The sequence below is a fragment of the Agathobaculum ammoniilyticum genome, assembly GCF_025567315.1.
GTDB classification, from domain to species: domain Bacteria; phylum Bacillota; class Clostridia; order Oscillospirales; family Butyricicoccaceae; genus Agathobaculum; species Agathobaculum ammoniilyticum.
The window spans coordinates 70,012-95,625 of the sequence record NZ_JAOQJE010000003.1; the positions used below are offsets into that span (position 1 = coordinate 70,012).

31 protein-coding genes and 1 other annotated feature are annotated in these 25,614 nt (G+C 59.5%); of the genes, 8 read left to right on the top strand and 23 right to left on the bottom strand.

Annotation, left to right across the window (positions count from 1 at the left end; genetic code table 11):
• Nucleotides 1–3: 3 nt before the first annotated feature.
• Complete coding sequence (locus tag OCV66_RS04350; RefSeq protein WP_107630628.1) at nt 4–1,380, bottom strand: recombinase family protein; 1,377 nt, start codon at nt 1,378–1,380, stop codon at nt 4–6.
• Nucleotides 1,377–1,565, bottom strand: a complete 189-nt coding sequence (locus OCV66_RS04355; protein WP_054326223.1) for a hypothetical protein — start codon at nt 1,563–1,565, stop codon at nt 1,377–1,379. Before OCV66_RS04355 ends, OCV66_RS04350 begins: the two co-directional genes overlap by 4 nt.
• Nucleotides 1,566–1,757: 192 nt before the next feature.
• Between OCV66_RS04355 and pta the strand changes: the two genes are divergently transcribed.
• On the top strand, nt 1,758–2,732 hold the full coding sequence (gene pta, locus OCV66_RS04360) for a phosphate acetyltransferase (protein ID WP_054326222.1): 975 nt from the start codon (nt 1,758–1,760) through the stop codon (nt 2,730–2,732).
• Nucleotides 2,733–2,780: 48 nt separating this feature from the next.
• Here the strand turns inward: pta and OCV66_RS04365 are convergent, their stop codons facing one another.
• The 4 genes from OCV66_RS04365 to OCV66_RS04380 are packed head-to-tail and all read right to left on the bottom strand — an operon-like array spanning nt 2,781 to nt 5,825.
• Nucleotides 2,781–4,136: an AI-2E family transporter gene (locus OCV66_RS04365; RefSeq protein WP_147573831.1), complete on the bottom strand. Its 1,356-nt coding sequence runs from the start codon at nt 4,134–4,136 to the stop codon at nt 2,781–2,783.
• A gap of 34 nt (nt 4,137–4,170) precedes the next feature.
• The gene (locus OCV66_RS04370; RefSeq protein WP_054326220.1) at nt 4,171–4,473 is read right to left on the bottom strand and encodes a hypothetical protein; all 303 of its coding nucleotides are present in this window, start codon (nt 4,471–4,473) and stop codon (nt 4,171–4,173) included.
• 36 nt (nt 4,474–4,509) lie between these two features.
• On the bottom strand, nt 4,510–5,127 hold the full coding sequence (locus OCV66_RS04375; RefSeq protein WP_054326219.1) for a 3'-5' exonuclease: 618 nt from the start codon (nt 5,125–5,127) through the stop codon (nt 4,510–4,512).
• Nucleotides 5,124–5,825: a DUF2461 domain-containing protein gene (locus OCV66_RS04380; protein ID WP_054326218.1), complete on the bottom strand. Its 702-nt coding sequence runs from the start codon at nt 5,823–5,825 to the stop codon at nt 5,124–5,126. The genes OCV66_RS04375 and OCV66_RS04380 overlap by 4 nt, the downstream gene beginning before the upstream one ends.
• 266 nt (nt 5,826–6,091) lie before the next feature.
• Between OCV66_RS04380 and OCV66_RS04385 the strand changes: the two genes are divergently transcribed.
• A complete protein-coding gene (locus OCV66_RS04385; RefSeq protein WP_107630632.1) occupies nt 6,092–6,583 on the top strand; it encodes an Lrp/AsnC family transcriptional regulator in 492 nt (163 codons plus the stop codon).
• Complete coding sequence (locus tag OCV66_RS04390) at nt 6,577–7,746, top strand: pyridoxal phosphate-dependent aminotransferase (protein ID WP_054326217.1); 1,170 nt, start codon at nt 6,577–6,579, stop codon at nt 7,744–7,746. The genes OCV66_RS04385 and OCV66_RS04390 overlap by 7 nt, the downstream gene beginning before the upstream one ends.
• A 53-nt stretch (nt 7,747–7,799) precedes the next feature.
• On the opposite strand, the gene OCV66_RS04395 is transcribed toward OCV66_RS04390, so the two are convergent.
• From OCV66_RS04395 to OCV66_RS04405, 3 genes are all read right to left on the bottom strand, one after another.
• Nucleotides 7,800–9,422, bottom strand: coding sequence for a DUF6056 family protein (locus tag OCV66_RS04395; protein WP_147573832.1), 1,623 nt, complete (start codon nt 9,420–9,422; stop codon nt 7,800–7,802).
• Nucleotides 9,412–10,074, bottom strand: coding sequence for an orotate phosphoribosyltransferase (gene pyrE / locus OCV66_RS04400; protein ID WP_147573833.1), 663 nt, complete (start codon nt 10,072–10,074; stop codon nt 9,412–9,414). Before pyrE ends, OCV66_RS04395 begins: the two co-directional genes overlap by 11 nt.
• A 65-nt stretch (nt 10,075–10,139) precedes the next feature.
• Nucleotides 10,140–10,376: a hypothetical protein gene (locus OCV66_RS04405; protein WP_147573834.1), complete on the bottom strand. Its 237-nt coding sequence runs from the start codon at nt 10,374–10,376 to the stop codon at nt 10,140–10,142.
• A 92-nt stretch (nt 10,377–10,468) separates the two neighbouring features.
• Between OCV66_RS04405 and OCV66_RS04410 the strand changes: the two genes are divergently transcribed.
• A complete protein-coding gene (locus tag OCV66_RS04410; RefSeq protein ID WP_262563823.1) occupies nt 10,469–10,687 on the top strand; it encodes a helix-turn-helix domain-containing protein in 219 nt (72 codons plus the stop codon).
• A 43-nt stretch (nt 10,688–10,730) separates the two neighbouring features.
• Here OCV66_RS04410 and ilvD read toward each other — a convergent pair whose 3' ends face one another.
• The 4 genes from ilvD to ilvB form a co-directional block, all read right to left on the bottom strand.
• A complete protein-coding gene (gene ilvD / locus OCV66_RS04415) occupies nt 10,731–12,395 on the bottom strand; it encodes a dihydroxy-acid dehydratase (protein WP_147573835.1) in 1,665 nt (554 codons plus the stop codon).
• Between the two features lie 275 nt (nt 12,396–12,670).
• Entirely contained in the window at nt 12,671–13,666 is a 996-nt protein-coding gene (gene ilvC / locus OCV66_RS04420) for a ketol-acid reductoisomerase (RefSeq protein WP_054326212.1), read from the bottom strand.
• Nucleotides 13,667–13,760: 94 nt separating this feature from the next.
• Nucleotides 13,761–14,237, bottom strand: a complete 477-nt coding sequence (gene ilvN, locus OCV66_RS04425) for an acetolactate synthase small subunit (RefSeq protein WP_054326211.1) — start codon at nt 14,235–14,237, stop codon at nt 13,761–13,763.
• Between the two features lie 17 nt (nt 14,238–14,254).
• Nucleotides 14,255–15,919, bottom strand: coding sequence for a biosynthetic-type acetolactate synthase large subunit (ilvB, locus tag OCV66_RS04430; RefSeq protein ID WP_147573836.1), 1,665 nt, complete (start codon nt 15,917–15,919; stop codon nt 14,255–14,257).
• 56 nt (nt 15,920–15,975) lie between these two features.
• Nucleotides 15,976–16,223 (bottom strand) — a binding site (T-box leader).
• A 152-nt stretch (nt 16,224–16,375) separates the two neighbouring features.
• Between ilvB and OCV66_RS04435 the strand changes: the two genes are divergently transcribed.
• From OCV66_RS04435 to OCV66_RS04450, 4 genes are all read left to right on the top strand, one after another.
• Nucleotides 16,376–17,050 carry a DUF421 domain-containing protein gene (locus tag OCV66_RS04435; RefSeq protein ID WP_054326210.1) on the top strand — a complete coding sequence of 225 codons (675 nt, stop codon included), beginning with the start codon at nt 16,376–16,378 and terminating at the stop codon, nt 17,048–17,050.
• Nucleotide 17,051: 1 nt separating this feature from the next.
• Nucleotides 17,052–17,390, top strand: coding sequence for a DUF4363 family protein (locus OCV66_RS04440; RefSeq protein WP_054326209.1), 339 nt, complete (start codon nt 17,052–17,054; stop codon nt 17,388–17,390).
• A gap of 126 nt (nt 17,391–17,516) precedes the next feature.
• Entirely contained in the window at nt 17,517–18,149 is a 633-nt protein-coding gene (locus OCV66_RS04445; protein ID WP_054326208.1) for a flavin reductase, read from the top strand.
• Nucleotides 18,150–18,342: 193 nt separating this feature from the next.
• On the top strand, nt 18,343–18,945 hold the full coding sequence (locus tag OCV66_RS04450) for an NAD(P)H-dependent oxidoreductase (protein ID WP_107630636.1): 603 nt from the start codon (nt 18,343–18,345) through the stop codon (nt 18,943–18,945).
• A 60-nt stretch (nt 18,946–19,005) separates the two neighbouring features.
• On the opposite strand, the gene OCV66_RS04455 is transcribed toward OCV66_RS04450, so the two are convergent.
• The 10 genes from OCV66_RS04455 to hisD all read right to left on the bottom strand — a co-directional run bounded on the left by OCV66_RS04455 (nt 19,006) and on the right by hisD (nt 25,614).
• The gene (locus OCV66_RS04455) at nt 19,006–19,482 is read right to left on the bottom strand and encodes a pyridoxamine 5'-phosphate oxidase family protein (RefSeq protein ID WP_054326205.1); all 477 of its coding nucleotides are present in this window, start codon (nt 19,480–19,482) and stop codon (nt 19,006–19,008) included.
• A 51-nt stretch (nt 19,483–19,533) separates the two neighbouring features.
• A complete protein-coding gene (locus OCV66_RS04460; protein ID WP_082396746.1) occupies nt 19,534–20,445 on the bottom strand; it encodes a C39 family peptidase in 912 nt (303 codons plus the stop codon).
• Nucleotides 20,446–20,664: 219 nt separating this feature from the next.
• Nucleotides 20,665–20,988 carry a phosphoribosyl-ATP diphosphatase gene (gene hisE, locus OCV66_RS04465; protein WP_054326204.1) on the bottom strand — a complete coding sequence of 108 codons (324 nt, stop codon included), beginning with the start codon at nt 20,986–20,988 and terminating at the stop codon, nt 20,665–20,667.
• A gap of 113 nt (nt 20,989–21,101) precedes the next feature.
• Complete coding sequence (hisI, locus tag OCV66_RS04470; protein WP_107630639.1) at nt 21,102–21,434, bottom strand: phosphoribosyl-AMP cyclohydrolase; 333 nt, start codon at nt 21,432–21,434, stop codon at nt 21,102–21,104.
• Nucleotides 21,435–21,437: 3 nt separating this feature from the next.
• Nucleotides 21,438–22,202, bottom strand: coding sequence for an imidazole glycerol phosphate synthase subunit HisF (gene hisF / locus OCV66_RS04475; RefSeq protein WP_054326203.1), 765 nt, complete (start codon nt 22,200–22,202; stop codon nt 21,438–21,440).
• On the bottom strand, nt 22,202–22,915 hold the full coding sequence (gene hisA / locus OCV66_RS04480; protein ID WP_054326202.1) for a 1-(5-phosphoribosyl)-5-[(5-phosphoribosylamino)methylideneamino]imidazole-4-carboxamide isomerase: 714 nt from the start codon (nt 22,913–22,915) through the stop codon (nt 22,202–22,204). The genes hisF and hisA overlap by 1 nt, the downstream gene beginning before the upstream one ends.
• Nucleotides 22,912–23,529: an imidazole glycerol phosphate synthase subunit HisH gene (hisH, locus tag OCV66_RS04485; RefSeq protein ID WP_054326201.1), complete on the bottom strand. Its 618-nt coding sequence runs from the start codon at nt 23,527–23,529 to the stop codon at nt 22,912–22,914. The genes hisA and hisH overlap by 4 nt, the downstream gene beginning before the upstream one ends.
• Complete coding sequence (locus OCV66_RS04490; protein ID WP_054326200.1) at nt 23,526–23,750, bottom strand: hypothetical protein; 225 nt, start codon at nt 23,748–23,750, stop codon at nt 23,526–23,528. Before OCV66_RS04490 ends, hisH begins: the two co-directional genes overlap by 4 nt.
• Entirely contained in the window at nt 23,751–24,326 is a 576-nt protein-coding gene (hisB, locus tag OCV66_RS04495; RefSeq protein ID WP_054326199.1) for an imidazoleglycerol-phosphate dehydratase HisB, read from the bottom strand.
• The gene (gene hisD / locus OCV66_RS04500) at nt 24,313–25,614 is read right to left on the bottom strand and encodes a histidinol dehydrogenase (RefSeq protein WP_147573837.1); all 1,302 of its coding nucleotides are present in this window, start codon (nt 25,612–25,614) and stop codon (nt 24,313–24,315) included. Before hisD ends, hisB begins: the two co-directional genes overlap by 14 nt.

A 25,614-nucleotide genomic window follows, 5' to 3' on the forward strand; every position in this document is an offset into this window, starting at 1 on the left:
CAGCTATCCCGCTACCGTTCCGTATCCGCTGGCGCCCTCAATGGCATAATATATTTCGACCTTGCCGTTTTGCAGCACGATCTTTTCCACGCAGGCGCGTATCAGCGCCTGCCGCTCCTCACCGGCCAGGCTGTCCCAACAGGCGCCGATGGTATATAACGCCCGCCGCGCTTCCTCATCCTCCCGCCGCTGCTCCTGCCGCTGCGCGGCGGAAAGCGCCTGCTCGGCCCGTTCCCGCTCTTTTTTGACGCGCTCGATCGATTCGCGCAGCGTATCGTCCTCCGCGTCGGCATACAGCTCGTACAGGCGGCGCAGCTTGCGCTGGACCCGCTCCAGCGTCCGGCGGCACTCTGCCGCATCCCCCTGCCGTTGGCGTGGCACCGACGGCTGCGCGGACAGCCTCGCCAGATCGCGTATGACAATCGCCTCCACCTCGCGCGCCATCACCCCCCGATTCGGACAGGCGGCATCATGCACCAGATGGGGCTTGGACTTATCCCGTGAGTAGCAGACCAGCTTATCCCCCGCGTTGCCCCATTTCTGATAGCGCATTTTAGCGCCGCAGTGTCCGCAGACCAGTAGGCCGGCCAGCAGCTTGCCCGCCCCCGCAGCGCGCGGCCGGTTGGGGCGGTGCAGCCGGCGCTGCGCTCGCGCAAAGGTTTCGCGGTCAATAAGCGGCTCATGCCGCCCCGCGTAGCGCTCGCCTTTATAGACGATCACGCCTGTGTTGCTCTCCCGATCCAATATCTGCCGCACCAGATGCTCGTATTTCAGCCCCAACTCGCGCGCGATGCGTCCGGCCGACTGGCCCTCCAGATACCGCGCGTAGATCTCGCGTACGGTATCCGCATCGCTGTTGGGAACCAGGATGCCCTTCCCCGCGTCGTAATCATATCCAAACGGTATTTTGCCGCCGCCCGGCCAGAAGCCCTGCTTGACGCGCTCGACCATGCCCATACGGGTGCGCAGAAAGATGTTCTCTCGTTCGAGCTGAGCAAATGCGGACAGAATACCGATCATCGCGCGCCCATACGGACTGCCGGTATCAATATTTTCATTGATCGATACAAAGTCCACCCCATGTGGCAGAAAAACGTCCTCAATCAGGTAAAGCGTGTCTTTCTGGCTTCGGCTCAGGCGGTCAAGCTTGTAGACAACGACGCGCTCGACCGCGCCGGCGCGGATTTCCTCCACCAACTCGGTAACGGCCGGCCGTGTCAGGTTTGAGCCGGAAAAACCGCCGTCCACATACCGACGGAAGCGGGTGATCCCTTTCATCCGGCAGTACGCTTCCAGTTTTTCGGCCTGCGCCGCGAGCGAGTATCCTTCGTCCGCCTGTGCTTCGGTCGATACGCGCAGATATAATGCGGTGTGTTTCATGAAATATCCTTTCCAAGACCGCGTTCCTCCGCTTCCAGTATAGCAGAGGGCGGCGGCTCCGGCAACGGAAGTTCCTGCCGGAAGCGCGCCTCGCGCAGCAGCATGCCGATCCCTTCCTGGTCAAGCAGCAGCGGCGGCAGCACACCGTGAAGCCGCTTCCCGTTCAAATAACGCACCACGCGCATGCGGACCACCTCCTTTCCCCTTTATTCTGCCCAGGTTTGCCCTTTTGCAACCGTTCGGACGCTCTTCCAAACCGCTCCATAAAGCAACCAAAATATACCCAAAATAACACTTGTAGAAGTATCAGCATTGGGTGTATAATGAGGTATCGGAACTGTTTGACAGACGAACAAAAATTTAGAGGAGAATGCATCATGTTTGAAAATCTGATTGCCACGCTCAAGGCCGACAAGCGTAAAATCGTATTCACCGAGGGGCCGGACCCCCGCATTCTGGAAGCCGCCTCCCGCCTGAAGAAAGACGGCCTGCTGGATTCTATCCTGGTCGGCAATGTGGACGAAGTCAAGTCCGCCGCTGCCGCAGGCGGTTTTGACATCGAGGGCATGGAAATCATCGACCCTGCGGCTTATCCGGAAATGGACGCGATGGTCGCCAGGATGGTCGAGCTGCGCAAGGGCAAGATGACCGAGGAGCAGTGCCGCGCAGCGCTTTCCAAGGGCAATTATTTCGGCACCATGCTGGTCAAGCTGGGCAAGGCAGACGCCCTGCTCGGCGGCGCTACTTATTCGACTGCGGACACCGTCCGCCCTGCTCTGCAGATCATCAAGACCAAGCCGGGCAACAAGATCGTATCCTCCTGCTTCATCCTGCGCCGCGACGGCAAGGATGGCGGCGACGAGTTGTACGCGATGGGCGACTGCGCGATCAATATCAATCCGAGCGAGGACGATCTGATGGAAATCGCCATTGAAACTGCAAAAACCGCCAAGGCGTTCGGTATCGACCCCAAGGTGGCCATGCTATCCTACTCGACCAAAGGCTCCGGCAAGGGCGAAACGGTTGATATGATGAAGAATGCAACCGAAAAAACTAAAGCGGCTGCGCCTGATCTCGCGGTAGACGGCGAACTGCAGTTCGACGCCGCGTTCTCCCCTGTCGTTGCGGCGACCAAGTGCAAGGGCTCTCCGGTTGCCGGCCAGGCCAACACCTTTATTTTCCCTGATATCAACGCGGGCAACATTGGCTACAAAATCGCCCAGCGTCTGGGCGGCTTCGAGGCCTACGGCCCGATTCTGCAGGGTCTGAACGCGCCGATCAACGATCTGTCCCGCGGCTGTAACGCGGATGAGGTCTATCAGATGGCGATCATCACCGCCGGCCTGAAATAACCCGACACCGCACGGCAAACATCAAGCAAAAAAGGACTGACCAGCCGGTCAGTCCTTTTCGTTTTCCTTTTGCGCCTGCGCACGCGCCTTCTGTGCGGCTTCCCGCCGCTCCTTTGCGCTGACCGGCGGGGCCTCCTCCCTGATCTCGACAAACGCCCGCGTTTCCGGATCGAGACGTTTTGGCCCACGGTAAGCATTGGTGTCAACCGAAAGGCCGCGTTTTCTCAACAGGTTATTGACCGCCTCGGTCGCCATCGTATACAGTACGGCGAACAGCGGCACGCCGACCGCCATCCCCACAAAGCCGAACACGCCGCCGAACACAAGGATCGCAAACATGACCCAGAAGCTCGACAGGCCAGTGGAATTGCCCAGTATTTTCGGCCCCAGGATATTCCCGTCAAACTGCTGGAGCGCCAGGATGAACAGCACAAAATATACCGCCTGCACCGGACTGATGACCATGATCAGGATGGTACTCGGCACCGCCCCGATAAACGGGCCAAAAAACGGGATGATATTGGTCACGCCGATAATGACCGAAATCAGGAGCGCATACGACTGGTCCATCGTCATCAGCCCGAAACCCATCAGGATGCGCAGCCCAGCAAAGCACAGCAGGCCGATGATGAGCGAATCAATCAGCTTGCCGGTGATGAACCCGCCGAATACACGGTGGATATAAGCAACACGCTTGATGATACGGTTGGCGCGCTGGATGGAAAACACGCTGTACAGCGTCTTTTTGGCCTGCGCGCAAAAGGTATCCTTGCTGTTGAGGATATAAAGCGCGATGATAATGCCGATCAGCAGGTCGAACAGGACGGAAACCGTCGTTACAACGCCGGTCATCAGCGCGACTAGCTGCGGCAGCGCGCTGTTCTGCACCCAGTCGACGACCTGTGTGGAGAACTGCTCATACAACTGTAGAAAATTCCGTTCGATCACCGGATTGTCTTTCAGCAGCGACGCGACCCAAGTTGATATCTCGTCCAGATAGGTATCCATGGATTCCAGCAGGGAGAACACGCTTACGATCAGCTGCGGCAGCACCATCCACAGCAGCACGCCCACGACCGCAAGACCAATCAGCAGGGACAGGATGCTGCAAAGCCCCTTGGCGATCTGCGTCCCCCGTTTCATCCGCTGCGCCAGCTTGGGCTGCAGCACGCGGTACAGACCGTTGAATACCGGCATCAGAAGGTATGCCATCACAAAGCCGTAGATAAACGGGCTCAGAATGCCGAGCAGCTTTTTGATCATGCGCCAGATGATCGGCAGCCAGCCCAGAAAATAAAAAACAAGCACACTGGAAACGATCACGCAGAACGCCGTTAAGCCCCACTGGAAATAGTGGGGCTGATTCTGCGCTTCCGTCCTATGATGTTCTGTTGGTTCCTGCACGGACACGCTCCTCTCCTATCCTTCCGGCCACTGGTTATTCTTCATCATCAAAGAAAATACGCCAGAACAAGTACATCCAGGTCGCAGCAAACGCGACGAACAAGACACCCCGAAACTTTTTGAAGAACTTTGCAAAGCAGGCACCGAGCCACAGCCCGAACGACAGCATGCAGATCTTGAATACCGCGAAATCAAACATCGAGAACCCCTGCGCCTTGGACACCGCGTGGTCCGTCCAACGGGCCGCACAGTCGCGCGCATCGTTCGCATAGCCAAGCACCTGATTGGCGCGGCTGCGCAACGCCTCACGGTCGATGGAATCCAGATAATTTTTCATAGCTTTTCTCTCCTTTTGACAAATATGTGAAACCGGTCACACCGTATTTTCGATTCGTATATCCTTTGCGATGCTGCAGGGCGTCGTCCCCATGGACGAGATCCGGCCCAGCCGCATCCCGATCTTCGCCGCGAGCGCATCCGCGTCCGTGCTCCCCGTTTCCTGCAGCGCCGCCTGCAGAATCCAGCCGGCCGCCCGTGCATCCGAGCATGCCTCGTGATGATTCAGCTCAATACCGAGCGCTGCGGATACCGTATCCAGTTTATGATTTTTCAGCGCCGGCCATACGCGCCGGGCCACCTTTACCGTACAGATATAGCGGCACTCCGGCGCCGGCAGCTGGTAATGGCTCAGGCATGCGCACAGCACCGCCGTATCAAACATCGCGTTATGGCAGACCAGAACACTACCCTCCGCCTCCTGCGCCACTGTGTTCCAAACCATATCAAACGCCGGCGCGTCTGCCACCATGCGTTCCTTGATATGGTTGACCCTGACATTGCCCCAGTGGAACTTCCCAACGCAAGCGGGCGGCTTGATAAGCGATACCTGCTCACGGATCAGGCTGCGATCCTCAAACACCGCCACGCCAAGCGCGCAGGCGCTGAGCGGGGAAGCGTTTCCTGTTTCAAAATCGAGCGCAACATACCTCATTCGAGCGCCTCCCGCGGTGCGGCGCCCGCTCTTTCCTTTGCCGCGAGCAGGAAACGGTACAGCGGCGCGAGCCGGCGCATGGTATCCACCATCGGCCCGACAAACGACCCGTCCAACACGGGGGAGAAGTCGTTTGTTTCCCGAAAGTCCACACCAATCTCTTTCCGGTTCAACCAGGTCTGGTAGGCGGGCTTTGCATCCGGAAATTTCGGACGCTTATACAATTCCCCATCCAGCCGCACCTGCGGGCAGGCGCGGACCGCTTCATACGCCTCCAGAAACAGCTTATCCTCTTTCAGAATCATCTCACGCAGCGCCTCCATCTCGCCTTTCCCCCAAGCGCCCCAGCAGCCAAAGCCCCAGAACTCCGGATGAATTTCGAAATAATAGCACGGCACGGACTCATGCTCCCGACGCGGGCGGCGGAAAAACATCCACATATTCGCGCGGTAAAGCGTCTTATCCTTGGTATAGCGGGTATCGCGCCGTACACGCGATACCATGCGCGAGGGCGTGACCACAAACAGCGGGTCGATCTCCAGCATGGCTGGGGTCATCTCCGCGATCAATTCATGAAATGGCTGGATCGCCAGCCGTTTGATCTCTTCTTTATGCGATTCGTAAAATTCTCTGCTGTTTTGCAGACGGTTGAGCTGCAGCAGGTCGATGCCCGCGGCAGGAAAGCCTGTGAATGCCATGGAAAAGGGTACCACCTTTCTGCTTATCATTGTACCGCGTTTTACCGGTTTCCGCAACAGTATTTTGCAGACTTATCCCGCGTATGCCGCAAAATATTGTAGTCTGCAGCAGGCGGCGCTATCATCTTGCCCTGCCCCGCCGCTCCCCTCCTTGTTCCGGCCGTCTGCCCGGCTTTCCCGCCCTGGGCTGTGTACACACAGTGGACAAGCCGCCGGATTGGTGCTATAATAAACCCAATCTTTATCTGAAACAGGAGGGCGTTATCATGGAAAACCCTGAAAAATTGCTGGATCTGCTCAGCCAGGACGCACGCCTGACGCCGGCGCAGCTTGCCGCCATGACAGGCGCGACCGAAGCAGAGGTCGTTGACGCGGTCCGCACCTTTGAAAAAAACGATACCATTCTTGGTTATAAAACCGTTATCGACTGGGACAAGACCTCCAAGGAAAGCGTCACTGCATTGATTGAGGTCAAAATTACGCCGGAAAAAGGCATGGGCTTCGACGAGATCGCCCGCCAGATCTATTCCCATCATCAGGTAGAAAGCGTTTACCTGATGTCGGGCGGCTTCGATCTGACGGTCATCATCAAGGACCGCACCATGCGCGAGGTTGCGCGCTTTGTCTCCGAGCAGCTCGCGCCGATGGAAAACGTCCTGTCCACCGGCACGCATTTCATCCTCAAGAAATACAAGGACTACGGTGTAGAATTCGACCCCTCCGATCGCGATAAAAGAGAGGTCATGATGGCATGGTAGATTACGAGCAGCTGCTCTCCGACCGTGTCAAGATCGTAAAGCCCTCCGGCATCCGCCGCTTTTTTGACGCAGCGGCAGCCATGCCGGATGCGATCTCGCTCGGCGTCGGAGAGCCGGATTTCGAGACCCCGTGGCAGATTCGCCGCGCGGGCATTCAGTCCCTGGAAAAGGGACAGACGTTCTACACCTCCAACTGGGGCCTTGCCGAGCTGCGCAGCCAGATCGCGGGGTTGGCCCGCCGCAAATATCAGCTCTGCTATGACGCGGACAAGGAGATCCTCGTTACAGTCGGCGGTTCGGAGGCGATCGACAACGCCATCCGCGCGCTGGTCAACCCCGGCGACGAGGTGCTCATCCCCGAGCCCAGCTTCGTCTGCTATACCCCGCTGACCCAGATGGCTGGCGGCACCCCTGTCCCCCTGCCGACGCTGGCGAAGGACCAGTTCAAGCTGACACCCGACCGCCTGCGCGCGGCAATCACGCCGCGCACCAAGCTGCTGATCCTGCCGTATCCCAATAACCCAACCGGCGCGATCATGACGCGGGACGAACTGGAGGCCGTCGCCGCCGTGCTACGCGACACCAATATCATCGTCATTTCGGATGAGATTTACTGCAGCCTGACCTACGGCGCCGCGCCGCACGTCTGCTTTGCCGAGCTGGACGGGATGCGCGAGCGCACCATCGTTGTGGACGGCTTCTCCAAATCCTATGCGATGACCGGCTGGCGCCTTGGCTGGGCGATGGGTCCCAAGGAGCTGATGCGGCACATCTGCAAAATCCATCAGTTCGGCATCATGTCCGCGCCGACCACGGCGCAGTTCGCCGGCATCGAAGCCATCCGGACCGGCGAGGACGATATCGAACGCATGCGCACGCAGTATGACATCCGCCGCCGCTACCTGTTGGGCGAGCTGCGCTCGATGGGGCTGACGTGCTTTGAACCGCAGGGGGCGTTCTATGCGTTCCCTTCCATCGCCTCGACCGGCCTCTCCTCCGAGGCATTCTGCGAACGTCTGCTTCATGAGCAGCAGGTCGCCGTTGTACCCGGCAGCGCGTTCGGCAAAAGCGGCGATGGGCATGTTCGCATCTCCTATTCCTATTCCATGAACCATCTGCGCGAGGCCTGCTTCCGCATGCGGAAATTCCTGCAGTCTTTATAATTCCCATCTGCGCACAGAAAACGGACCGCCCTTTTGGGGCAGTCCGTTTTGCGTTATTCCCATATCAACTCTACCTCACGCGGCAGGCCGTAATATTCTTTATAATACGCGTCATAGTAATCGTTGTGATAAGGCATAGCCCAGCCGTACAGGTCGTTCGCAAACCGATGCTGCGTCAGGCGATCGCTGCCATCATAGGCGGCGATCGCAAGGCGGTTCGCCGCATCGACCGCAGCATTTGCCCGATACCCGTCATGCTGACCCTTGAGCGTCGTCCACGCGCAGAACAACAAAGGCACGCAGCACAGCGCCACGCATACGGCCCGCGCGGGAAAATACCGGCACAACAGCCACAGCAGCGCGGCCGCGGCCACAACAGCCGCCGCCCACCCCTGTCCCCAGTGCCAGGCAAGGATGGAGCCCGCGCCCAGCAGGTACAGATACGGCGCTTCCCGCATCAGGCAGGCGGTAAGCAGCAAAAGCATCACCGCGCCGCACAGCATAGTGCGCGGCCCGACCGTGGGCGACACCAGCATCATCACCTGCGAACCGACTCCCAATATCAGGGCGAACAACGGCGTCCACTCCTGTTCCATCGCGGAGCGGACGGAAATATAGAACGCGCACAACAGATAGCCTCCCAACACCGCCAGCGCATAGGCCGCGACGCGGGCAGGCACCTCGGGACTGTTCCACAGCAGCTCCGGCACCTGTTCCGGCAACCAGAACCACACGGAAAACGAAATGACCGACAGCACGGCGAACACACCGTCCGGCACGCTCCGGCGGCGCGCCGCACGCAGCAGCAGCCACAGCGGTATCGCGGTGAGCATCAGGAAGTGGATAGGGAAAAGCGTATCCCCAAACAGAAAGGTCTGCCGCAGCTGCAGGACGTTATACTTCACCACAGCCAGCGTGCCGCCCTCAACCGGCGGCGGCGTGATAGACGCGCGGTAGGCGACCGACGGGGCGAGCAGAATGCTCGCCGCGCCCACGGCCGAAAGCAGCAGCGGCCACAGCGCCTTTTTCGGGAACCCCTGCCTGCGGACGAGCCAATGTTCCCCGACCAGCAGCACGGTCAGCCCGACCGTCATCATGCTGGCCTGCTCGACCGTCAGACCCGCGAGCGCCCCGAACACCGCCGCCGGCAGCCATCCCCGCCTGCCGGAAAGCGCATCGCGCAGCAGCACCCAATATTCCAGAAAGAGCGCCAGCGGCAGAACATAGTTCATCGCGCCGGTAATCCAGTACACGCTCTGCCTTGTCAGCACAGCGGGCAGCAGAAAGATGCCGCACGCGCACAGCACCGCGGCGGCGACCGCCTGCCTCCAGCCGTCCGCCGCGAGCCGCGTCAGGTTGAGCGCGATCGTGCCGAGCAGGGCCGCGATAAACACCCGCGCAAACACGACGCGCCCGTCCGAACCCAGCAGGACCGCGTCCAGCAGGTGAACAAGGTTGCGCCCGTTGGCCGTCTGGTAATGCTGCGCGATGCGCGCCAGAAGCTCCCCCGCGCCCAGCCTGCCCCACCGGCCGTAAAACAGGTCGTCCCCCATCGGCACAACGTACTGCAGCACCGCATAGCAGCCGACAGTCACCAGCAGGAACACGCCCAGATAGATCCAGGGCAGATATTTTCTGTTTTGTTCCGCTTCCAATCCCATGGATTTAGAATACACAATACTGCGCCATATATGCGTCCATCAGCGGCAGCAGGTGCGCGTATTCCTCCTTATCCGCCAGATATTCGCGGATATCCTGCACCGTGACGAGCGCATGCACCTTGATGCCGAACTCCTCGCCGACCTCCATGACCGCGGTCTTGCCCGGGGTCGTGCCGACCTCGCAGCGGTTGACCGAAATGAACATATCGGTCACCTTCACATCCGCGCAGCCTTTCAGCACCGGCATGGTTTCGCGGATTGCGGTGCCTGCGGTAATTACGTCCTCAATGATAATGACGCGGTCCCCGTCCTGCGGCTTGTAGCCGACGATGCTGCCGCCCTCGCCGTGGTCCTTGGCCTCCTTGCGGTTGAAGAAAAAGGGCTTATCAATCCCGTAATTGCGGGCAAGCGCGCCGGAAACCGAGGTCGCCAGCGGGATGCCCTTGTACGCAGGGCCGAACATCGCGTCGAAATCGCCGCCGACCGTCTCCTTGACGAGCGCCGCGTAAAACTCGCCCAGGCGGGAGTTCTGCAGCCCTGTCTTATAGTTGCCGGTGTTGACAAAATACGGCGTTTTGCGACCGGACTTGGTGGTAAAGTCACCGAAGCGAAGCACGTCCGCGCTCATCATGAATTCGATAAATTCCTTTTTGGAAGCTGTCAGCATATTATCATACCGTCCTTTTTTTGGTCTGCTTCCATTATACCAGATTTATACGCCCCCCACAAGGTTTACCGGAAAAGCTGCTCCTCGGCGAGCAAAAGGCCGCATTTCAGGCCAAGGGCAAAGCTCTGCTCCTGATACTGTGTCAAAAGCGCCATCAGGTCGTTCTGAAACTGCTTTTTCTTCCGTCCGCCCTTTTCCGCCCAGCGGTCTACCTGACGGTAAACGCGGTCCTCGACCTCGGTTTCGTGATAGTGAAGACCGCTTATGACTGCGTCGTACAGCAGCGTTGTTATGGATTCCATATGTATCACCTCTTACGCTTATATTACCGAGATTCTCGTTAAAAGTCAATACCGAGTTTCTCGTTAATATATAATAACTTTGAGGTGATGATATGATTTTTCAACACTTGCGCGATTTACGCGAGGACAATAATCTTACACAAACACAGGTTGCCGAAATCCTGCATATTAAGCAAACGACATACAGCGGCTATGAAAGCGGAGCACATCGCATCCCAATTGATGCTTTGATCGCATTAGCCGATTTTTACAATACCTCCATCGATTATATCGTGGGCCGCACCAACAATCCCGCCCCGCCGAAAAAATAACACAATAAAAGCCCCGAAACCACCGGTTTCGGGGCTTTTCCTGTTATCTCAGCACCGCGCCCTGGTCGGCGGAGCTGACCATGCGGGAGTAGCGGTAGAGCCAGCCGGACTTGATGTTCGGCTCGCGCGGGACGAACTTCGCACGGCGCGCTTCCAGCTCCTCGTCGGATACCTTGACGTTGACCTTGCTGTTCGGGATGTCGATGGCGATGATATCGCCCTCCTGAATGAGCGCGATCTCGCCGCCCGCCGCCGCTTCCGGCGACACATGGCCGATGGACGCGCCGCGGGACGCGCCGGAGAAGCGGCCGTCCGTAATCAGCGCGCAGTCCTTGTCGAGCTGCATACCCGCCAGCGCAGAGGTCGGATTGAGCATCTCGCGCATGCCGGGGCCGCCTTTCGGGCCTTCGTAGCGGATAACGACCACATCGCCCTTTTGAATCTTACCCGCGTAAATGGCCTGGATCGCGTCGTCCTCGGAATCGAACACGCGCGCAGGGCCTTCATGCACCATCATTTCGGGCGCGACTGCGGAGCGCTTGACCACGCAGCCATTCTTTGCAATATTGCCCCACAAAACGGCAATACCGCCGGTTTCGGAATACGGGCTTTCCAGCGGACGCACGACCTTGGGGTTCTTGTTCACGACGCCCTCAAGGTTCTCGCCCACCGTCCTGCCGGTCGCGGTGATGAGCGACAGGTCGAGCAGGCCGCGTTTGGTCAGCTCTTTCATGATAGCCGGCACACCGCCCGCCATATACAGTTCCTCGATGTGGTGCGGGCCTGCGGGCGCAAGGTGGCAGATGTTCGGCACCTTGGCGGACAGCTCATTGAGCGTGGCCAGGTCGAGCGGCACGCCCGCCTCGTTCGCCAGCGCGAGCAGGTGCAGCACCGAGTTGGTCGAGCAGCCGATCGCCATTTCACAGGTCAGCGCATTGCGGAACGCCGCCGGCGTCAGGATGTCGCGCGGCTTGATGTCACGGCGCAGCAGCTCCATGACCTGCATGCCGGCGTGCTTGGCCAGATGGATGCGCGCCGCATGCACGGCTGGAATGGTGCCGTTGCCGGGCAGCGCCATGCCAATGGCTTCGGACAGGCAGTTCATCGAGTTGGCCGTGTACATACCCGAGCATGAGCCGCAGCCCGGGCAAGAGCCGCACTCGCATTCCATGAGCTTTTCGTCGTCGATCAGGCCGGCCTTGTACGCGCCGACCGTTTCAAAGGTCTTGGAGAGCGAAATCTCCTCCCCGTTGTAATGGCCGGCGAGCATCGGGCCGCCGGATACAATGATGGACGGGATATTGAGCCGCGCCGCGGCCATCAGCATGCCGGGTACGATCTTGTCGCAGTTGGGGATCAGCACGAGCGCGTCGAACTGGTGCGCCTGCGCCAGCGTCTCCACGCTGTCCGCGATCAGCTCGCGGCTGGGCAGCGAATACTTCATGCCGATGTGGCCCATCGCAATACCATCGCACACGCCGATCGCCGGAACGAGTACAGGTGTGCCGCCCGCGATACGGACGCCCGCCTTGGCGGCATCCGCGATTTTGTCAAGGTTGATATGGCCGGGGATGATTTCGCTGTATGCGGAAACAACGCCGATGATCGGCTTGTTCATCTCCTCTTCGGTCAGGCCGCAGGCGCGCAGCAGCGAGCGGTTTGGCATACGCTCCGCACCCGCGGTGATGTTGTCGCTTCTTTTGGACATGGGGGCTTCCTCCTTTTTGCAACACAGGCGGGCGGAAGCCCGCCCGCCTGTGCGCTTGTTCGTCGTCTGCACCTGCCGCCACTCCGCGCCGCAGGCGCATTTTCATAGAAGACCCAGCATGCTGGATCTTTCATCAAAAGCGCAGGCTTTGCCCGTGCTTTTGATACAAGAGCGGAGAAAAGTTTCGCTTGTCGGAACTTTTCGCAGCCCCGGACGTGTCCGCGCGCCGCGCGGCACGTCCTCTCGTTTGAAACGGTAGTTTCAAACGAAGTTTTTTACTTCTTCAGCCAGCTCATCATGCTGCGGAGCTGCTTGCCGGTCTCCTCCAGCTGGCTCTCCGCCTCGACCTGACGGCTCGCCAGGAAACGGGCGCGGCCGCCCGCACGGTTCTCCTGAATCCACTCGGAAGCGAAGGTGCCGTCCTGAATCTCGCGCAGGATCTTCTTCATCTCCTTGCGGGTCTCCTCGGTAATGATGCGCTTGCCGGTACGGTAATCGCCGTATTCCGCAGTGTCGGAGATCGAGTAGCGCATCTTGGCAAAGCCGCCCTCGTTGATCAGATCGACGATCAGCTTCATCTCGTGTACGCACTCGAAATACGCGTTCTCCGGCGCGTAGCCTGCCTCGACCAGCGTCTCGAAGCCGGCCTTCATCAGCTCGCAGACGCCGCCGCAGAGCACAGCCTGCTCGCCGAACAGGTCGGTCTCGGTCTCAGCACGGAACGTGGACTCCAGAATGCCCGCGCGGCCGCCGCCGATGCCGCAGGCATACGCCAGCGCAATGTCCATCGCCTTGCCGGAAGCATCCTGATGTACGCAGACCAGATCCGGAACGCCCGAACCTTCCACATAGGTGCGGCGGACCGTATGGCCGGGACCCTTCGGCGCGATCATGATTACGTCAACATCTGCCGGCGGCACGATCTGCTTGAAATGGATGTTGAAGCCGTGCGCGAAAGCAAGCACGTTGCCCGGCTTGAGGTTGGGTTCGATCACTTCCTTATAGATATCCGCCTGCTTCTCGTCCGGAACGAGCATCATGATGATATCGCCCGCCGCAGCAGCCTCGGCCGGCGTCATAACGGTCAGGCCGGCAGCCTTCGCCTTTGCTTCGTGCTTGGAGCCCGGACGCAGGCCGACGACGACGTTCACGCCGGAATCATGCAGGTTCTCGGCATGGGCATGACCCTGGGAGCCAAAGCCGATGATGGCAACGGTCTTGCCGTCAAGCAGGGACAGGTTGCAGTCCGAATCATAATACATCTTTACCATTTTTGTTTCCTCCTAAGTTTATATAAAATGAATCAGGAAAACGAATTGATTTTACGCCTGCGGCGCGCATATAGAAAAGGGAGACTGCCCTCAACTATTTTTCGATTGCCGTTACGCCCGAACGGCTCATCTCCAGCACCTCGAAGTTGGAGATTACATCCAGGAACGCGTCGATGCGGCTGGGTACCTCGGAAAGCTCAACAATCAGGGCGCGCTCGGTGGATTCGATAATAGCGGCGCCGTACAGCTCGCAAAGCTGCCGGATAGCGTCGCGCACATCGCCCGCCTCGGCCTTCAGCTTGACGAACACCAGCTCGCTGCAGCAGGAGTCCTCCTCCTGCAGATGGTCGACGCAGATGACCTCCTCCAGCTTGGAAAGCTGCTTCATGATCTGCTCCAGAATCGGTTCGTCGCCCTGCACGATGATCGACATGCGGGAAACCTTGGGGTCGGTCGTCGCGGACACGGTAAGGGAATCAATGTTGTAGCCGCGCCGGCCGAACAGGCTGGACACACGGGCCAGAACGCCCGCGTTATTCTGCACGGTCACAGAAAGGATATATTTTTGCATGCTGTCCTCTCCTTTTCTCAGTCCGCCACGATATCGTCGACCGTGCCGCCCGCCGGTATCATGGGCAGGACGCGTTCGTCCTTGTCGATCTGGCAGTCGATCAGCACCGGACCGGTGCGCTGCAGCGCGTCGCCCAGCGCCGCGCGCAGCTCGGCGATGTTGGTGGCGCGGAAACCGCGGCCACCAAACGCTTCCGCCAACTTGATGTAATCCGTCTTGCGGTACAGGTTGGTCTGGGAATAACGCTTTTCATAAAACATGGTCTGCCACTGGCGGACATTGCCCAGCACATTATTATTCATGATAACCGTGATGACCGGCAGGTTATAGGTAACCGATGTACACAGCTCGTTCAGGTTCATATGGAACGAACCGTCGCCGGTGATATGGATAACCGGCTTATCTGGAAACGCAACCTGCGCCCCCATCGCAGCGCCGTAGCCGAAGCCCATCGTGCCAAGCCCGCCTGACGTGAGAAAATGCCGGATTTTTTTGCAGCAGTTATACTGTGCGGACCAAAGCTGGTGCTGGCCGACATCGGTGGCGACGATCACATCGTCCCCCGCCATCTCGTAAATCGTCCGCAGCAACTGGTGTGGGTGGATGACACTGTCGTCGTCCTGCGGTACATAATCGAGCGTCCTCTGCCATTCGGCAATCTGCGCGCGCCATGCGCCGTGGTCGGCTTTCTGCACATAGGGCAGCAGCTTTTCGAGGAAATTCTCCGCGTCACTGACCACAGCGTAATCCACGCCGATGTTTTTGTTGATCTCGGCAGCGTCGATATCGATATGCACGACCTTTGCCTTCGGCGCGAAGCGCGACGGATTGGTCGCCACACGGTCGGAAAAACGCGCGCCGATGCACAGCAGCAGGTCGCACCGCTCGACCGCCCACGCGGCCGAAACCGTACCGTGCATGCCGACCAGCCCCAGACTGAGCGGCTCGGTATCCGGAATACAGCCGATCGCCATGATGGTATGGGCGGACGGGATATCCGCTTTTTTCATCAGCTCCAGCAGGGCCGTCCCCGCGTTTGCGGTCTCCACGCCGCCGCCGTAATAGATCATCGGCCGTTCAGCCTGCGCGATCATGTCGGCAACCGTCTGGAACTGCTCACCGGTCACCTCATAGGTTTCATGCACCTCTACCTTTTCGCCCGTGACATAGTCGCAGGTGGCGCTGGTCACATCCTTGGGAATGTCGATCAGCACCGGTCCCGGCCGGCCGGACGCTGCGATGCGGAACGCGCTGCGGATCGTGTCCGCCAACTCCTCCACATGGCGCACCACAAAGTTGTGCTTGGTAATCGGCATAGTGATGCCGGCGATGTATACCTCCTGGAACGAATCGCGTCCGATCAGGCTGGTGCCGACGTTGCCTGTGATGGCGACCATCGGGATGGAATCCATGTAAGCCGTGGCGATGCCGGTCACCAGATTGGTCGCGCCCGGGCCGCTTGTCGCCAAGCATACGCCTACCCTGCCGGTCGCGCGGGCGTAGCCGTCCGCCGCGTGTGCGGCGCCCTGCTCATGCGCCGTTAAAATATGTTGAATGCGGTCGCTGTTTTTGTAAAGCGCATCATAGATATTGAGGACCGCGCCGCCCGGATAGCCGAATATCGTATCAACTCCCTGCTCGACGAGTACATCCACCAAAATCTCCGAACCGTTCTTTACCATGCGGATCCGCCTCCTTTCCTGTCTTAAAGCAAAAATAAAAAAAGCCTCTGCCTCTTCAAAGAGACAAAGACTATCACTCTGCGGTACCACTCTTTTTGCCGCGCGCCAAATTGCCGAACGCGACCACTCAACCCGATCCTTTAACGCAGATCATGCGGAACACCTTACACGGGGCCCTATTTCATCCCTTTTCAGACGCTCTGCTCGCGGAGGACTTTCGCGCTTCCTTTCCTCCACCGTCTCGCACCAACCGACGGCTCTCTCGCTGGATTCCAGGCGCTACTTTTCCGGTCATCGCCTATTGCAATATTCAAAATGTTATTCATATTATAAGACCGCTTTCGGGAAATGTCAACACCTTTTCGCATTTTACTGTGTTAAATTCTTGTCACAGGAATATTCTCCCGTTTTTGCGGCCATACTACACCGGAATCCATCAAGAAAAGAGGATGCGTTATGGCTGTGCCACTGTTGCGTACACTGATCCTTTATCTTGCCGTTGTGATTGCCGTGCGCGCCATGGGCAAGCGGCAGATCGGCGAACTCGACCCCTCCGAGCTGGTGGTCACCATTCTTGTTTCCGACCTGGCGGCGGTTCCCATGCAGGATCTCGGTATCCCCATGTTCGCCGGACTGGTTCCAATCGCCACGCTGGTCGCGCTCGAAATCCTGATGAGCTATGTCGCGCTGAAAAGCCGCCTTTTCCGGCGCCTGCTCAACGGGCAGCCGGCAATCATCATCCGCGGCGGGCTGCTCGATGTCAAAAAGCTGCGCCAGATGCGGCTGACCACGGACGAAATCATCGAAACCCTGCGCAAGCAGAATGTGGCATCGGTCTCGGACGTCAAATACGGCGTGATCGAGCCGGACGGCACGCTGACCGTCATTCTCAAGCAGCCGCAGCAACCGGTCACGGCGGAAATGCTCGGCCTGACCCCCAAGGACACCGGTCTGCCGCTCGTTGTGGTGTCGGACGGCAAGCTGGTCGCCCGCTCGCTCCAGCTTCTCCGCCTTGACGCACGGGATATCGAAAACCGGCTGAAAAACCAAAGCATCGCCTTATCCGAGGTTTTTCTAATGACGCTGGATGACTGCGGCAATTCCTTTATTCAACGAAAGGGGGATGCGTGATATGCAGCGGCTTTTTCTTGCCCTCTCCCTTTTCGCCCTGTTGATCTGGGGCAGCTTGTGGAGCAGCCGGACGGTGGAAGCCACGGTGGACGCCATCGTTCAGGATATGGAAAGCGGCCGGCTGGAACAGGCCTACGAAAAATGGTCGGCCGCGCAGACCTTGCTCGGCTCCCTGCTCCTGCACGAAGAGCTGGACGAGGTTAACCGCCTGTTCGCTCGTGTGCGCACCGCCCAGAAGGAGCAAATAACGGACGACCTTCTGCTCGACCGGACAGAGCTGCTCGCTCAACTCCGCCATCTGCCTGATCTGGAACAGCCGAACCTGAAAAACCTGTTCTAAAAGCACAAAAAAATTCATTCTTTTTTGTGGAAAAAAATATAGCTTTTTCCTGTCAATTGTGATAGTATAAATTTGTAATTGATATTCATTTTCAATAACGAGCATTGACAAGAAAGGAACGGTTTTATGAACAACGCTGCATATAAAAAGCTGGACTACAGCCTTGCGCTGCTGTCCACCGCAGAGGGCGGCAAAAATTTCGGCTGCATCATCAACTCCTTGCACCAGGTCACCTCGTCCCGTCCTCCCAAATTCACATTTTCTCTGAACAATGATTCCGCGACCTGTGCGGCGCTCAAGAAGAGCGGCGTTGCCGCGGCCACCCTGCTCGCCAAGCAGGCGGAGGACCGGCTCGTCAACGAGTTCGGCTACAAATCCGGCCGCGCGATCGATAAGTTTGCTTCTTTTGCCGTTCAGACCGACAGCCAAGGCTGCCCCTATCTGACGGATGGCATGGTGTCCCGCCTGAGCCTGAAAGTAACGGAAACCGTTGCGATCGGCTCCTACACGCTATTTATCTGCGAGCTGCTCGACGCGGAGGTGCTCGGCGACGGCGATTGCCTGACCGTCAAGGAGTTTGAGAAGCGCGGCGAGGATGTTCCACCCGTTGCGCCGGTCTATCACGAATTATCCGCGGACGCGGGCTGGAAATGCACGGTATGCGGCTATGTCCGGCTGGCTGAGGACATTCCAGACGATTTCATCTGTCCGATCTGCCGCGCGCCGCGCAGCAAGTTCGTCAAGCGAAGCGAAGCATAGCGGCGTTTCCTCTTGCTTTCCGGCACATCCCTCTTTGGGCAAAAGGGGGATGTGCTTTTTCTTGCCTTTGCCCTTCCGCCGTGTTATGATGGGGACGGACCGGCGCGCGGCTTCCCCACCGCTCGCGATCAATGTTTTGCTGCACATTCTTTGCCGCATACGCGGCAGAAAACGAATAAAGGAGTAACCGTATATGATGAAAAACCTGTTGTTTGTCAATGGTTGTATCCGTGGCAGGGATTCGCGCACCCTGCGGCTTGCCCAGCACGTTATCAGCCGCATTCCGGATGCGGATATCGATGTGCTTCTGCTTCCCGCCCTCCATCTGACGCCCTACGGCGCGGCAGAGATCGCTGAACGGGATGCACTTTCCCGCGCCGGCGCTTTCGACGCCCCGTTTTTTGCGCTTGCAAACCAGTTCAAAAACGCGGATGCCGTCGTCTTGGCCTGCCCTTTCTGGGACTTGAGCTTTCCCGCCATGGTGCGCGCCTATCTGGAACGCCTGTGCGTGACCGGCCTGACGTTCCACTATAACCAATACGGCCAGCCGGTTGCGGACTGCAGGCCGCGGCGGCTGCTCTATGTGACAACGCGCGGCGGCATCGTCGATAACAGCGATCCCGCACTCGCCGACCATGGCAGCGCCTATCTGGAATCCATCTGTAAGCTGCTTTGCGGCGGCCGCTTTGACACCCTCGCGGCGCAAGGGCTGGATATCATCGGAAACGATGTCGAAGCCCTGCTCCAGCAGGCTGAAAAGCAGGCCGACCAGATCGCCGCGCACTTCTGGGCTTGAGCAAGCGCAGCATGGAATAGAAAAGAGGCTTTCCTCAGTGGAAGCCTCTTTTTCATGTTGTTACCGCACTTTGCGCGATGCCTCAAACGAATCCGCGCGCACCCAGAACACCTCGGCCACCGACAGAGCCGCGTCGGTATATGTCCAGCCGCCACGTCCGGTCTGGTGTTGCATGATAATGTCAAAACCGTGGCGTTTTTCCTCATTATCCTGCGCGAACTGCACGCTGCCGTAGCCCACAATGGACGAAAACGCAAAGCTGTACCGGCACGCCAGATCGCCCTCTCCGGTCAGCCCATCCTCAGTGTCCAGTTCAAAGCACACGCGCGGGTCTTTGCGCAGCGCGTCGATCTTTTTCCCTTTCAGGCCGCTGTGGAAATACAGCGTCAGGCCGCTTTCATCCCAGGTATAGCCGAAATTGAGCGGGATCACATACGGCATCCCTTCCGCGCTCATCGCCACGCGGCAGGTTTTGCAGGCACGGAGGATCGGCTCTATATTCTCCCGCCCTGTGATCTCTCTGTCTTTTCTGCGCATTTTTCTTCACCTCTGGACAAGCATACCATGTTTTTCCCTTTTGGGCAACCCCTATCCGGCGGCAGAGCACTCCCAAAGACCGGCGATCTGTCCGGACAGCGTATCATAGGACCATACCTTTCCGCTCCGCTCCACGCTGTTCGGATCGCGGACCGTATACCCTCCATCCGCGCGGCCGTACAGCACAATAAAGTGTCCCTCGGTCGTAAAATCTCCCGGCAGCATGGAGCAGATCACCGGATGGCCCGCGTCCAGCGCAGCGTCGACCTGCGCCTGGTCGAGCGCAAGCTGGCGGCACTGTACGCCCAGAGAGGGCGCGCCCTCGCTCAGCAGCGACCAGCTTGTCCCCTGCCCCGGCACATAGTATCCCTGTTCCGCGGCGAACTGCGCCACGCGGTAAGGGGTGAGCGTCGGGTCGCCGGTCAGATAGGCCGCTGCCATGGAAAGGCACGCCGGCGCACAGCCGCTGACCGCAACCGTACTTTCCCCATAGGGCTGGTACCCCCACCGCATATCCCATTGCAGCAGCAGTGGCATGGTGTCCAGCGGTTCCGTGAGGGACTGCCCCGGCGCGTCCCCATGGTGCGCCGGATATCCCAGCACAAACTCCAGCGTTTCGCTGTTGCGGGCGAGCAGATCGAGGTATTCCGGCGGATAAGCCTCCGGCGCGTCCACGATCGCCTGCGCGCGGCTGTCCCTGTGCGCGAGCTGGACGATCGACGCAGCCGTCCCGTCTTTCACGGCGATGCCGCGCGCGGCCCAGTCGGCCTCCACGCGCAGGCCGTCCAGCAGGCGCAGGCCGCCCCACGCCACCGCGGCCAGCACCGCCAGCAGTAACAGCGCGCGGAGGGGATGGCGGCGCTTTTTCACCCGCCTGCGCCGGCGCGGGGCTGTCCTGCCCGGCGCGGCCGCGGCCGACCGGCGTACCGTCTCCCCTGGTATGCTGATGTATCGTGTCGTCATATCCGTTCCCTTTCCCGACGGGCGCTTTGCGCGCGTCCGCCGTACCGTGTTTACAGTATAGCGGGCCTTTCTTAAGATTCCGGCAGGGGATTTCTTAAGATTTTCTGACCCCTTCTATCTATAAGAGTCAGAAAGTCCCCGATCCGTTGCAGAATATCTGCGGCGAACGGGGGCTTTTTCCCTCCTGTAAGCAACACGGCACAGGGACGAGGCTTGTTCTCAGGTATTATGGTCGGAAGCGTGGAACTGCTTCAGGTTGCCGATCTTCTGTGCGCGGACATCCATTTCCGCGCACACGTCCGCGAGCGTCACGCCGCATTCGTTCATCATCACCATCATGTGATAGAACACGTCGTTGATCTCGCCCACCAGCTCGGCCTTATCGCCGTTTTTTGCCGCAATAATGGTTTCGGCGCACTCCTCGCCGACCTTTTTCAAAATCTTATCCAGACCCTTTTCAAACAGGTAGCAGGTATACGAGCCCTCCTGCGGCTCGGCCCTACGCTGTGCGATCACAGCCTCCATTTGCTCAAAGGAATTCATGCTATTCATCCTCCTATCTTTTTTGCCGCTTCCATTCCAGTCAACGGCCACTATGATAGAGCCGCCCATCACCGCGACCGCCGCCTGCTATCAAAAACAATTGGGAAGCCCCGCTACAGGTGCCTTTCTTTCTCCCACAGCGTTGTAAAAAAACAGGTGTGGTTGCCCGTATGACAGACCGGTCCCTTGGGCGTGCCGACATAGATCAGCGTATCGTCATCACAGTCGGACAGTATTTTGGACACAAAAATAACGTTGCCCGAGGTTTCGCCCTTGTTCCACAATTTCTGACGCGAGCGCGAAAAAAACCACGCCGTGCCAGTCTCCATCGTCAGGCGCAGCGCCTCTTCGTCCGCATAGCCGAGCATGAGGACCTCGCCGCTGCGCTCGTCCTGACAGATAACCGGAACCAGCGGCGCCTTGACAAAAAATTTGTTTAGTTCCATGATTTACAACCTCACCGGAATGTTTTTTTCGCGCAGATGCGCCTTGACCTGCCCCACGGTCAGCTCTCTGTAATGGAACAGGCTTGCGGCCAGCGCGGCATCGCAGTCCGTCCACTCGAACACCTCGGAAAAATGATCAAGCGCGCCGCAGCCGCCGGACGCGATCACCGGAATGCCGGCCGTCTCCACGACCGCCTTTGTCAGATCCAAGTCAAAGCCGGACTTAGTGCCGTCCCGATCCATCGAGGTGAGCAGGATCTCGCCCGCGCCGCGCGCGGATACCTCGCCCGCCCATGCGACCGCGTCGATGCCGGTCGGCGTGCGCCCTCCCGCAACATATACCTCAAAGCCCGAGGGGGTCTTTCCGGTCTTCCGCCCGTCGATGGCCACGACAACGCACTGGCTTCCATACTTCTCCGCAGCCGCGTCTATCAGCCCTGGATTTTTGACCGCCGCCGAGTTGACCGAAACCTTGTCCGCGCCCGCGCGCAGGATCTCGCGAAAATCCTCCACCGTACGGATGCCGCCGCCGACCGTGACCGGCACAAACACCTCGCGGCAGGTGCGGCGCACCACGTCCGCGATCGTGGCGCGGTCATCGCTCGTCGCGGTGATATCGAGGAACACGATCTCGTCCGCGCCCTCGGCGGAATAGAACTTCGCCAGCTCGACTGGATCGCCCGCGTCGCGCAGGCCGACAAAGTTCACGCCCTTGACCACCCGCCCGTCCTTGACATCCAGGCAGGGAATGATCCGTTTTGCAAGCATCACTTCGCCTCCCTGATCGCCGCAGCCAGGTCAAGCGAGCCGGAATAGACCGCTTTGCCTGCAATCGCCTCATCGATGCCCAGCGTCCTAAGCCGCCGGATATCCTCTAACGTGGACACACCGCCCGACGCGACAATACCACACGTTACCGCCTGCCGCAGCGCGGCGAGCTGGTCGAAGTTAGGCCCCTCGAGCATGCCGTCCTTGTCGATATCCGTGAATATAATGGTTTTCACCCCGTAACCGTCCATCTGTCTGGCAAACGCGATATAATCCGTGCCGCTGTCGACCAGCCAGCCCTCGGTGCGGACCGTGCCGCCGCGCGCGTCGATGCCGACCGCGATCCGGTCTCCGTACCGCTCCACCGCATCAGCCACGAACTGCGGGCTGCGCACCGCCGCCGAGCCAATGATCACGCGCGTCACGCCAAGCGCCAGTACCGCTTCCACATCCGACATCGTCCGAATGCCGCCGCCCAGCTCGACCGCCGCGCCCGTCTCCTCGATCACGCGCTGGACGACGTTGTAATTCGCGTGCGAACCGTCCTTCGCACCGTCCAGGTCAACCATATGAATCAACTCCGCGCCTGCGTCGAGGAAAGCCCGCGCGGTCTGCGCCGCGTCCTCCGCGACCCTGTGCGCGGTGCCGTAATCACCTTTCTGCAGGCGCACACACTGCCCGTCCTTCAGGTCAATGGCAGGGAGAACCCTCATTTTCCCACCTCCGTCAATTTTGCAAAGCTCTGCAGCATGCGCAGCCCTACTTTTCCGCTTTTTTCTGGATGAAACTGGCAACCGAACAGGTTTCCGCGCGCCACCATCGCGGGTACGCGCACACCGTAGTCCGTCACGGCAGCCAAGTCGTCCTCCACCGCCGGCCGCGCCATGAAGCTGTGTACAAAATACACATACGCGCCGTTTTCCAGCCCCGCGGTCATTGCGTTCGGGCGCAGGATGTCGAGTGCGTTCCAGCCGATTTGCGGCAGCTTGAGCGCGGTTGGGATGCGCGTGATACGTCCCGGCAGCAGGCCGAGCCCGGCACAGGGGCGTACCTCATCCGAGCCCTCGAACAGCATCTGCATGCCGAGACAGATGCCCAGGAAGGGCTTTTTCCGCGCCGCTTCCAGCACCGCGCCAGTCAGTCCGGAGGCATACAGCGCGTCCATCGCGTCCGGAAACGCACCCACGCCGGGCAGGATCACGCCCGCCGCCCGCTCAAGATCCTCCGCGGTGTCCGCTATTTTATTTTCATAACCCAGGAAATCAAGCGAATTATGTACGCTCATCAGATTTCCCGCGCCGTAATCTACGATCGCAATATAGCTCATTGACCGTCCTCTTTATCCATTAAGGTGTTTTTCAGGGCTTTGACCACATCGAGTATCTTCCAGCCAAAGCCTACGACCAGCCCACAGCCAATACAGAGTGCATACATGCAAAAGCGTACGCCCAGATCCACCGATGCGGCAAGTGGCCACATCTCAGCGGCAAACGCTGCAATAACAAATACCGCAGCAACCGTTCCCAGCCCCGCGAACACATATTTCAATCACAGCACCCCTTTCGCGGAAAGCACACCGCCGCCTGTCTGCGCCACCGCCTGCTTGAGCGCCCGCGCGAGCGCCTTGAACAGCGCCTCGGTGATGTGGTGCGCGTTGTCGCCGTATTCGCATTTGAGATGCAGGGTCAGCCCCGCGTTCACGCTGAACGCGCGCATGAATTCGACCGTCAGGCAGGTATCATACCCGCCGCACATGGGCTGGGGCATGGGCGCGTCGTATACCAGATACGGCCGTCCCGAAATATCCAGCGCGCAGAAACCGAGCGCCTCGTCCATGGGTACGAACGCCTGGCCGAACCGCGCGATGCCCGCCTTGTCGCCCAAGCATTGGCGGAGCGCCTGTCCGAGCGCGATACCGCAGTCCTCCACCGTGTGGTGTCCGTCCACCGCAAGGTCTCCCCTGCAGGTAAGCGTCAGCCCGAAGCCGCTGTGTACGGCAAAGCTGTTCAGCATATGGTCAAAAAAGCCGATACCGGTGTCGATTTTCCGTGTGCCGCCCTCCAGGTCGAGGGCGACCGTGATATCGGTCTCTTTGGTTTTGCGTTTGATTTCAGCATTTCTCATCTTGTGCTTCCTCCGCAAAGCGCACCGCGACCGAGTTCGCGTGCGCGTCCAGGTGTTCGCTCTGCGCGAGCGCAATAATATCCTGCGCGTAGCCCTGCAGCGCGTCGCGCGTGTATTCGATGATGCTGGTTTTCTTCAGGAACGTGTCCGTCGAAAGCGGCGAGAAAAACCGCGCCGTACCCGAGGTCGGCAGGACGTGGCAGGGTCCTGCCATATAGTCTCCCAGCGGCTCGGGCGCATACCGGCCGAGGAAGATCGCGCCCGCATTATGCAGATATGGCAGCAGCTCGCGCGGCGCGGCGGTCATGACCTCCAAATGCTCGGGCGCGACCATATCCGCCATTTTGCAGGCCTCCTTCAGATCCTCGAACACGATCGCGCAGCCGTAACCCGCCACGCTCTCACGGATGATCTCCCAGCGCGGCAGCGCGCGCGCCATGCGCTCCATCTCGCATGAAACCGCCTGCGCCTGCGCCATTGAATCGGTCAGCAGCACGGCGGAGGCCAACCGATCGTGTTCGGCCTGGCTCAGCAGGTCGGCCGCCACCCAGGTCGGGTTGGCTGTGTGGTCGGCAATGACCAGCACCTCGCTCGGCCCCGCGATCATATCGATATCCACCGTGCCGAAAGCCAGCTTTTTCGCCGCCGCGACATAGGCGTTGCCCGGGCCAACGATCTTATCCACCTGGGGAATCATGCCCGCGCCATAGGTCAGCGCGGCCACCGCCTGCACGCCGCCCACGGCGATCACCTTGTCCACGCCCACAATCTTCGCTGCGGCCAGCACCTCGATCGACATGTTTTCGGTCGGCGGGGTAACCATGATAATCTCCCCTACCCCCGCGACCTGAGCCGGTATGGCGTTCATCAATACGCTGGACGGATACGCCGCCGTGCCGCCCGGCACATAGATGCCCACGCGCGCCAGCCCGCGCACGGTCTGTCCAAGCGTTTCCCCACTGCCGCGTTCCCATTCCCAAGATTTTATGAGCATCTGCTCATGGTAATCCCGAATATTCGCGGCCGCCTTTTCGAGCGCCGCGGTCAGGCTGGGCGCGCACGCGGCATATGCCGCTTCCAGCTCGGAGGGCGCGACGATATAGGGCGCCTTACCATCGAACTTCCCCGCATATTCGCACACCGCATCACAGCCGCGCGCCTGCACGTCGTCCATAATCGCGCGCACGGTCTGCTCAATATCCCCGCGCGCGCCGGCGGCGCGGGCTTTCATCTCGCGGATAACAGCCTGCTCGGCCTGCCCGTCCGCAAGAACGGTCTTCAAAAACAT

Excerpts from the sequence above, each read along its gene's own strand:
- OCV66_RS04445 (WP_054326208.1), top strand. The coding sequence starts at position 17,517 with ATGAACAACGCTGCATATAAAAAGCTGGACTACAGCCTTGCGCTGCTG.
- hisB (WP_054326199.1), bottom strand. The coding sequence starts at position 24,326 with ATGAGAAATGCTGAAATCAAACGCAAAACCAAAGAGACCGATATCACG.
- OCV66_RS04355 (WP_054326223.1), bottom strand. The coding sequence starts at position 1,565 with ATGCGCGTGGTGCGTTATTTGAACGGGAAGCGGCTTCACGGTGTGCTG.
- OCV66_RS04460 (WP_082396746.1), bottom strand. The coding sequence starts at position 20,445 with ATGACGACACGATACATCAGCATACCAGGGGAGACGGTACGCCGGTCG.
- OCV66_RS04440 (WP_054326209.1), top strand. The coding sequence starts at position 17,052 with ATGCAGCGGCTTTTTCTTGCCCTCTCCCTTTTCGCCCTGTTGATCTGG.
- ilvC (WP_054326212.1), bottom strand. The coding sequence starts at position 13,666 with ATGGTAAAGATGTATTATGATTCGGACTGCAACCTGTCCCTGCTTGAC.
- OCV66_RS04450 (WP_107630636.1), top strand. The coding sequence starts at position 18,343 with ATGATGAAAAACCTGTTGTTTGTCAATGGTTGTATCCGTGGCAGGGAT.
- OCV66_RS04370 (WP_054326220.1), bottom strand. The coding sequence starts at position 4,473 with ATGAAAAATTATCTGGATTCCATCGACCGTGAGGCGTTGCGCAGCCGC.
- pyrE (WP_147573833.1), bottom strand. The coding sequence starts at position 10,074 with ATGCTGACAGCTTCCAAAAAGGAATTTATCGAATTCATGATGAGCGCG.
- pta (WP_054326222.1), top strand. The coding sequence starts at position 1,758 with ATGTTTGAAAATCTGATTGCCACGCTCAAGGCCGACAAGCGTAAAATC.
- hisF (WP_054326203.1), bottom strand. The coding sequence starts at position 22,202 with ATGCTTGCAAAACGGATCATTCCCTGCCTGGATGTCAAGGACGGGCGG.
- OCV66_RS04375 (WP_054326219.1), bottom strand. The coding sequence starts at position 5,127 with ATGAGGTATGTTGCGCTCGATTTTGAAACAGGAAACGCTTCCCCGCTC.
- OCV66_RS04380 (WP_054326218.1), bottom strand. The coding sequence starts at position 5,825 with ATGGCATTCACAGGCTTTCCTGCCGCGGGCATCGACCTGCTGCAGCTC.
- hisE (WP_054326204.1), bottom strand. The coding sequence starts at position 20,988 with ATGAATTCCTTTGAGCAAATGGAGGCTGTGATCGCACAGCGTAGGGCC.
- OCV66_RS04455 (WP_054326205.1), bottom strand. The coding sequence starts at position 19,482 with ATGCGCAGAAAAGACAGAGAGATCACAGGGCGGGAGAATATAGAGCCG.
- OCV66_RS04385 (WP_107630632.1), top strand. The coding sequence starts at position 6,092 with ATGGAAAACCCTGAAAAATTGCTGGATCTGCTCAGCCAGGACGCACGC.
- ilvN (WP_054326211.1), bottom strand. The coding sequence starts at position 14,237 with ATGCAAAAATATATCCTTTCTGTGACCGTGCAGAATAACGCGGGCGTT.
- ilvD (WP_147573835.1), bottom strand. The coding sequence starts at position 12,395 with ATGTCCAAAAGAAGCGACAACATCACCGCGGGTGCGGAGCGTATGCCA.
- OCV66_RS04350 (WP_107630628.1), bottom strand. The coding sequence starts at position 1,380 with ATGAAACACACCGCATTATATCTGCGCGTATCGACCGAAGCACAGGCG.
- hisD (WP_147573837.1), bottom strand. The coding sequence starts at position 25,614 with ATGTTTTTGAAGACCGTTCTTGCGGACGGGCAGGCCGAGCAGGCTGTT.
- ilvB (WP_147573836.1), bottom strand. The coding sequence starts at position 15,919 with ATGGTAAAGAACGGTTCGGAGATTTTGGTGGATGTACTCGTCGAGCAG.
- OCV66_RS04410 (WP_262563823.1), top strand. The coding sequence starts at position 10,469 with ATGATTTTTCAACACTTGCGCGATTTACGCGAGGACAATAATCTTACA.
- OCV66_RS04435 (WP_054326210.1), top strand. The coding sequence starts at position 16,376 with ATGGCTGTGCCACTGTTGCGTACACTGATCCTTTATCTTGCCGTTGTG.
- hisH (WP_054326201.1), bottom strand. The coding sequence starts at position 23,529 with ATGAGCTATATTGCGATCGTAGATTACGGCGCGGGAAATCTGATGAGC.
- OCV66_RS04405 (WP_147573834.1), bottom strand. The coding sequence starts at position 10,376 with ATGGAATCCATAACAACGCTGCTGTACGACGCAGTCATAAGCGGTCTT.
- hisI (WP_107630639.1), bottom strand. The coding sequence starts at position 21,434 with ATGGAACTAAACAAATTTTTTGTCAAGGCGCCGCTGGTTCCGGTTATC.
- hisA (WP_054326202.1), bottom strand. The coding sequence starts at position 22,915 with ATGAGGGTTCTCCCTGCCATTGACCTGAAGGACGGGCAGTGTGTGCGC.
- OCV66_RS04390 (WP_054326217.1), top strand. The coding sequence starts at position 6,577 with ATGGTAGATTACGAGCAGCTGCTCTCCGACCGTGTCAAGATCGTAAAG.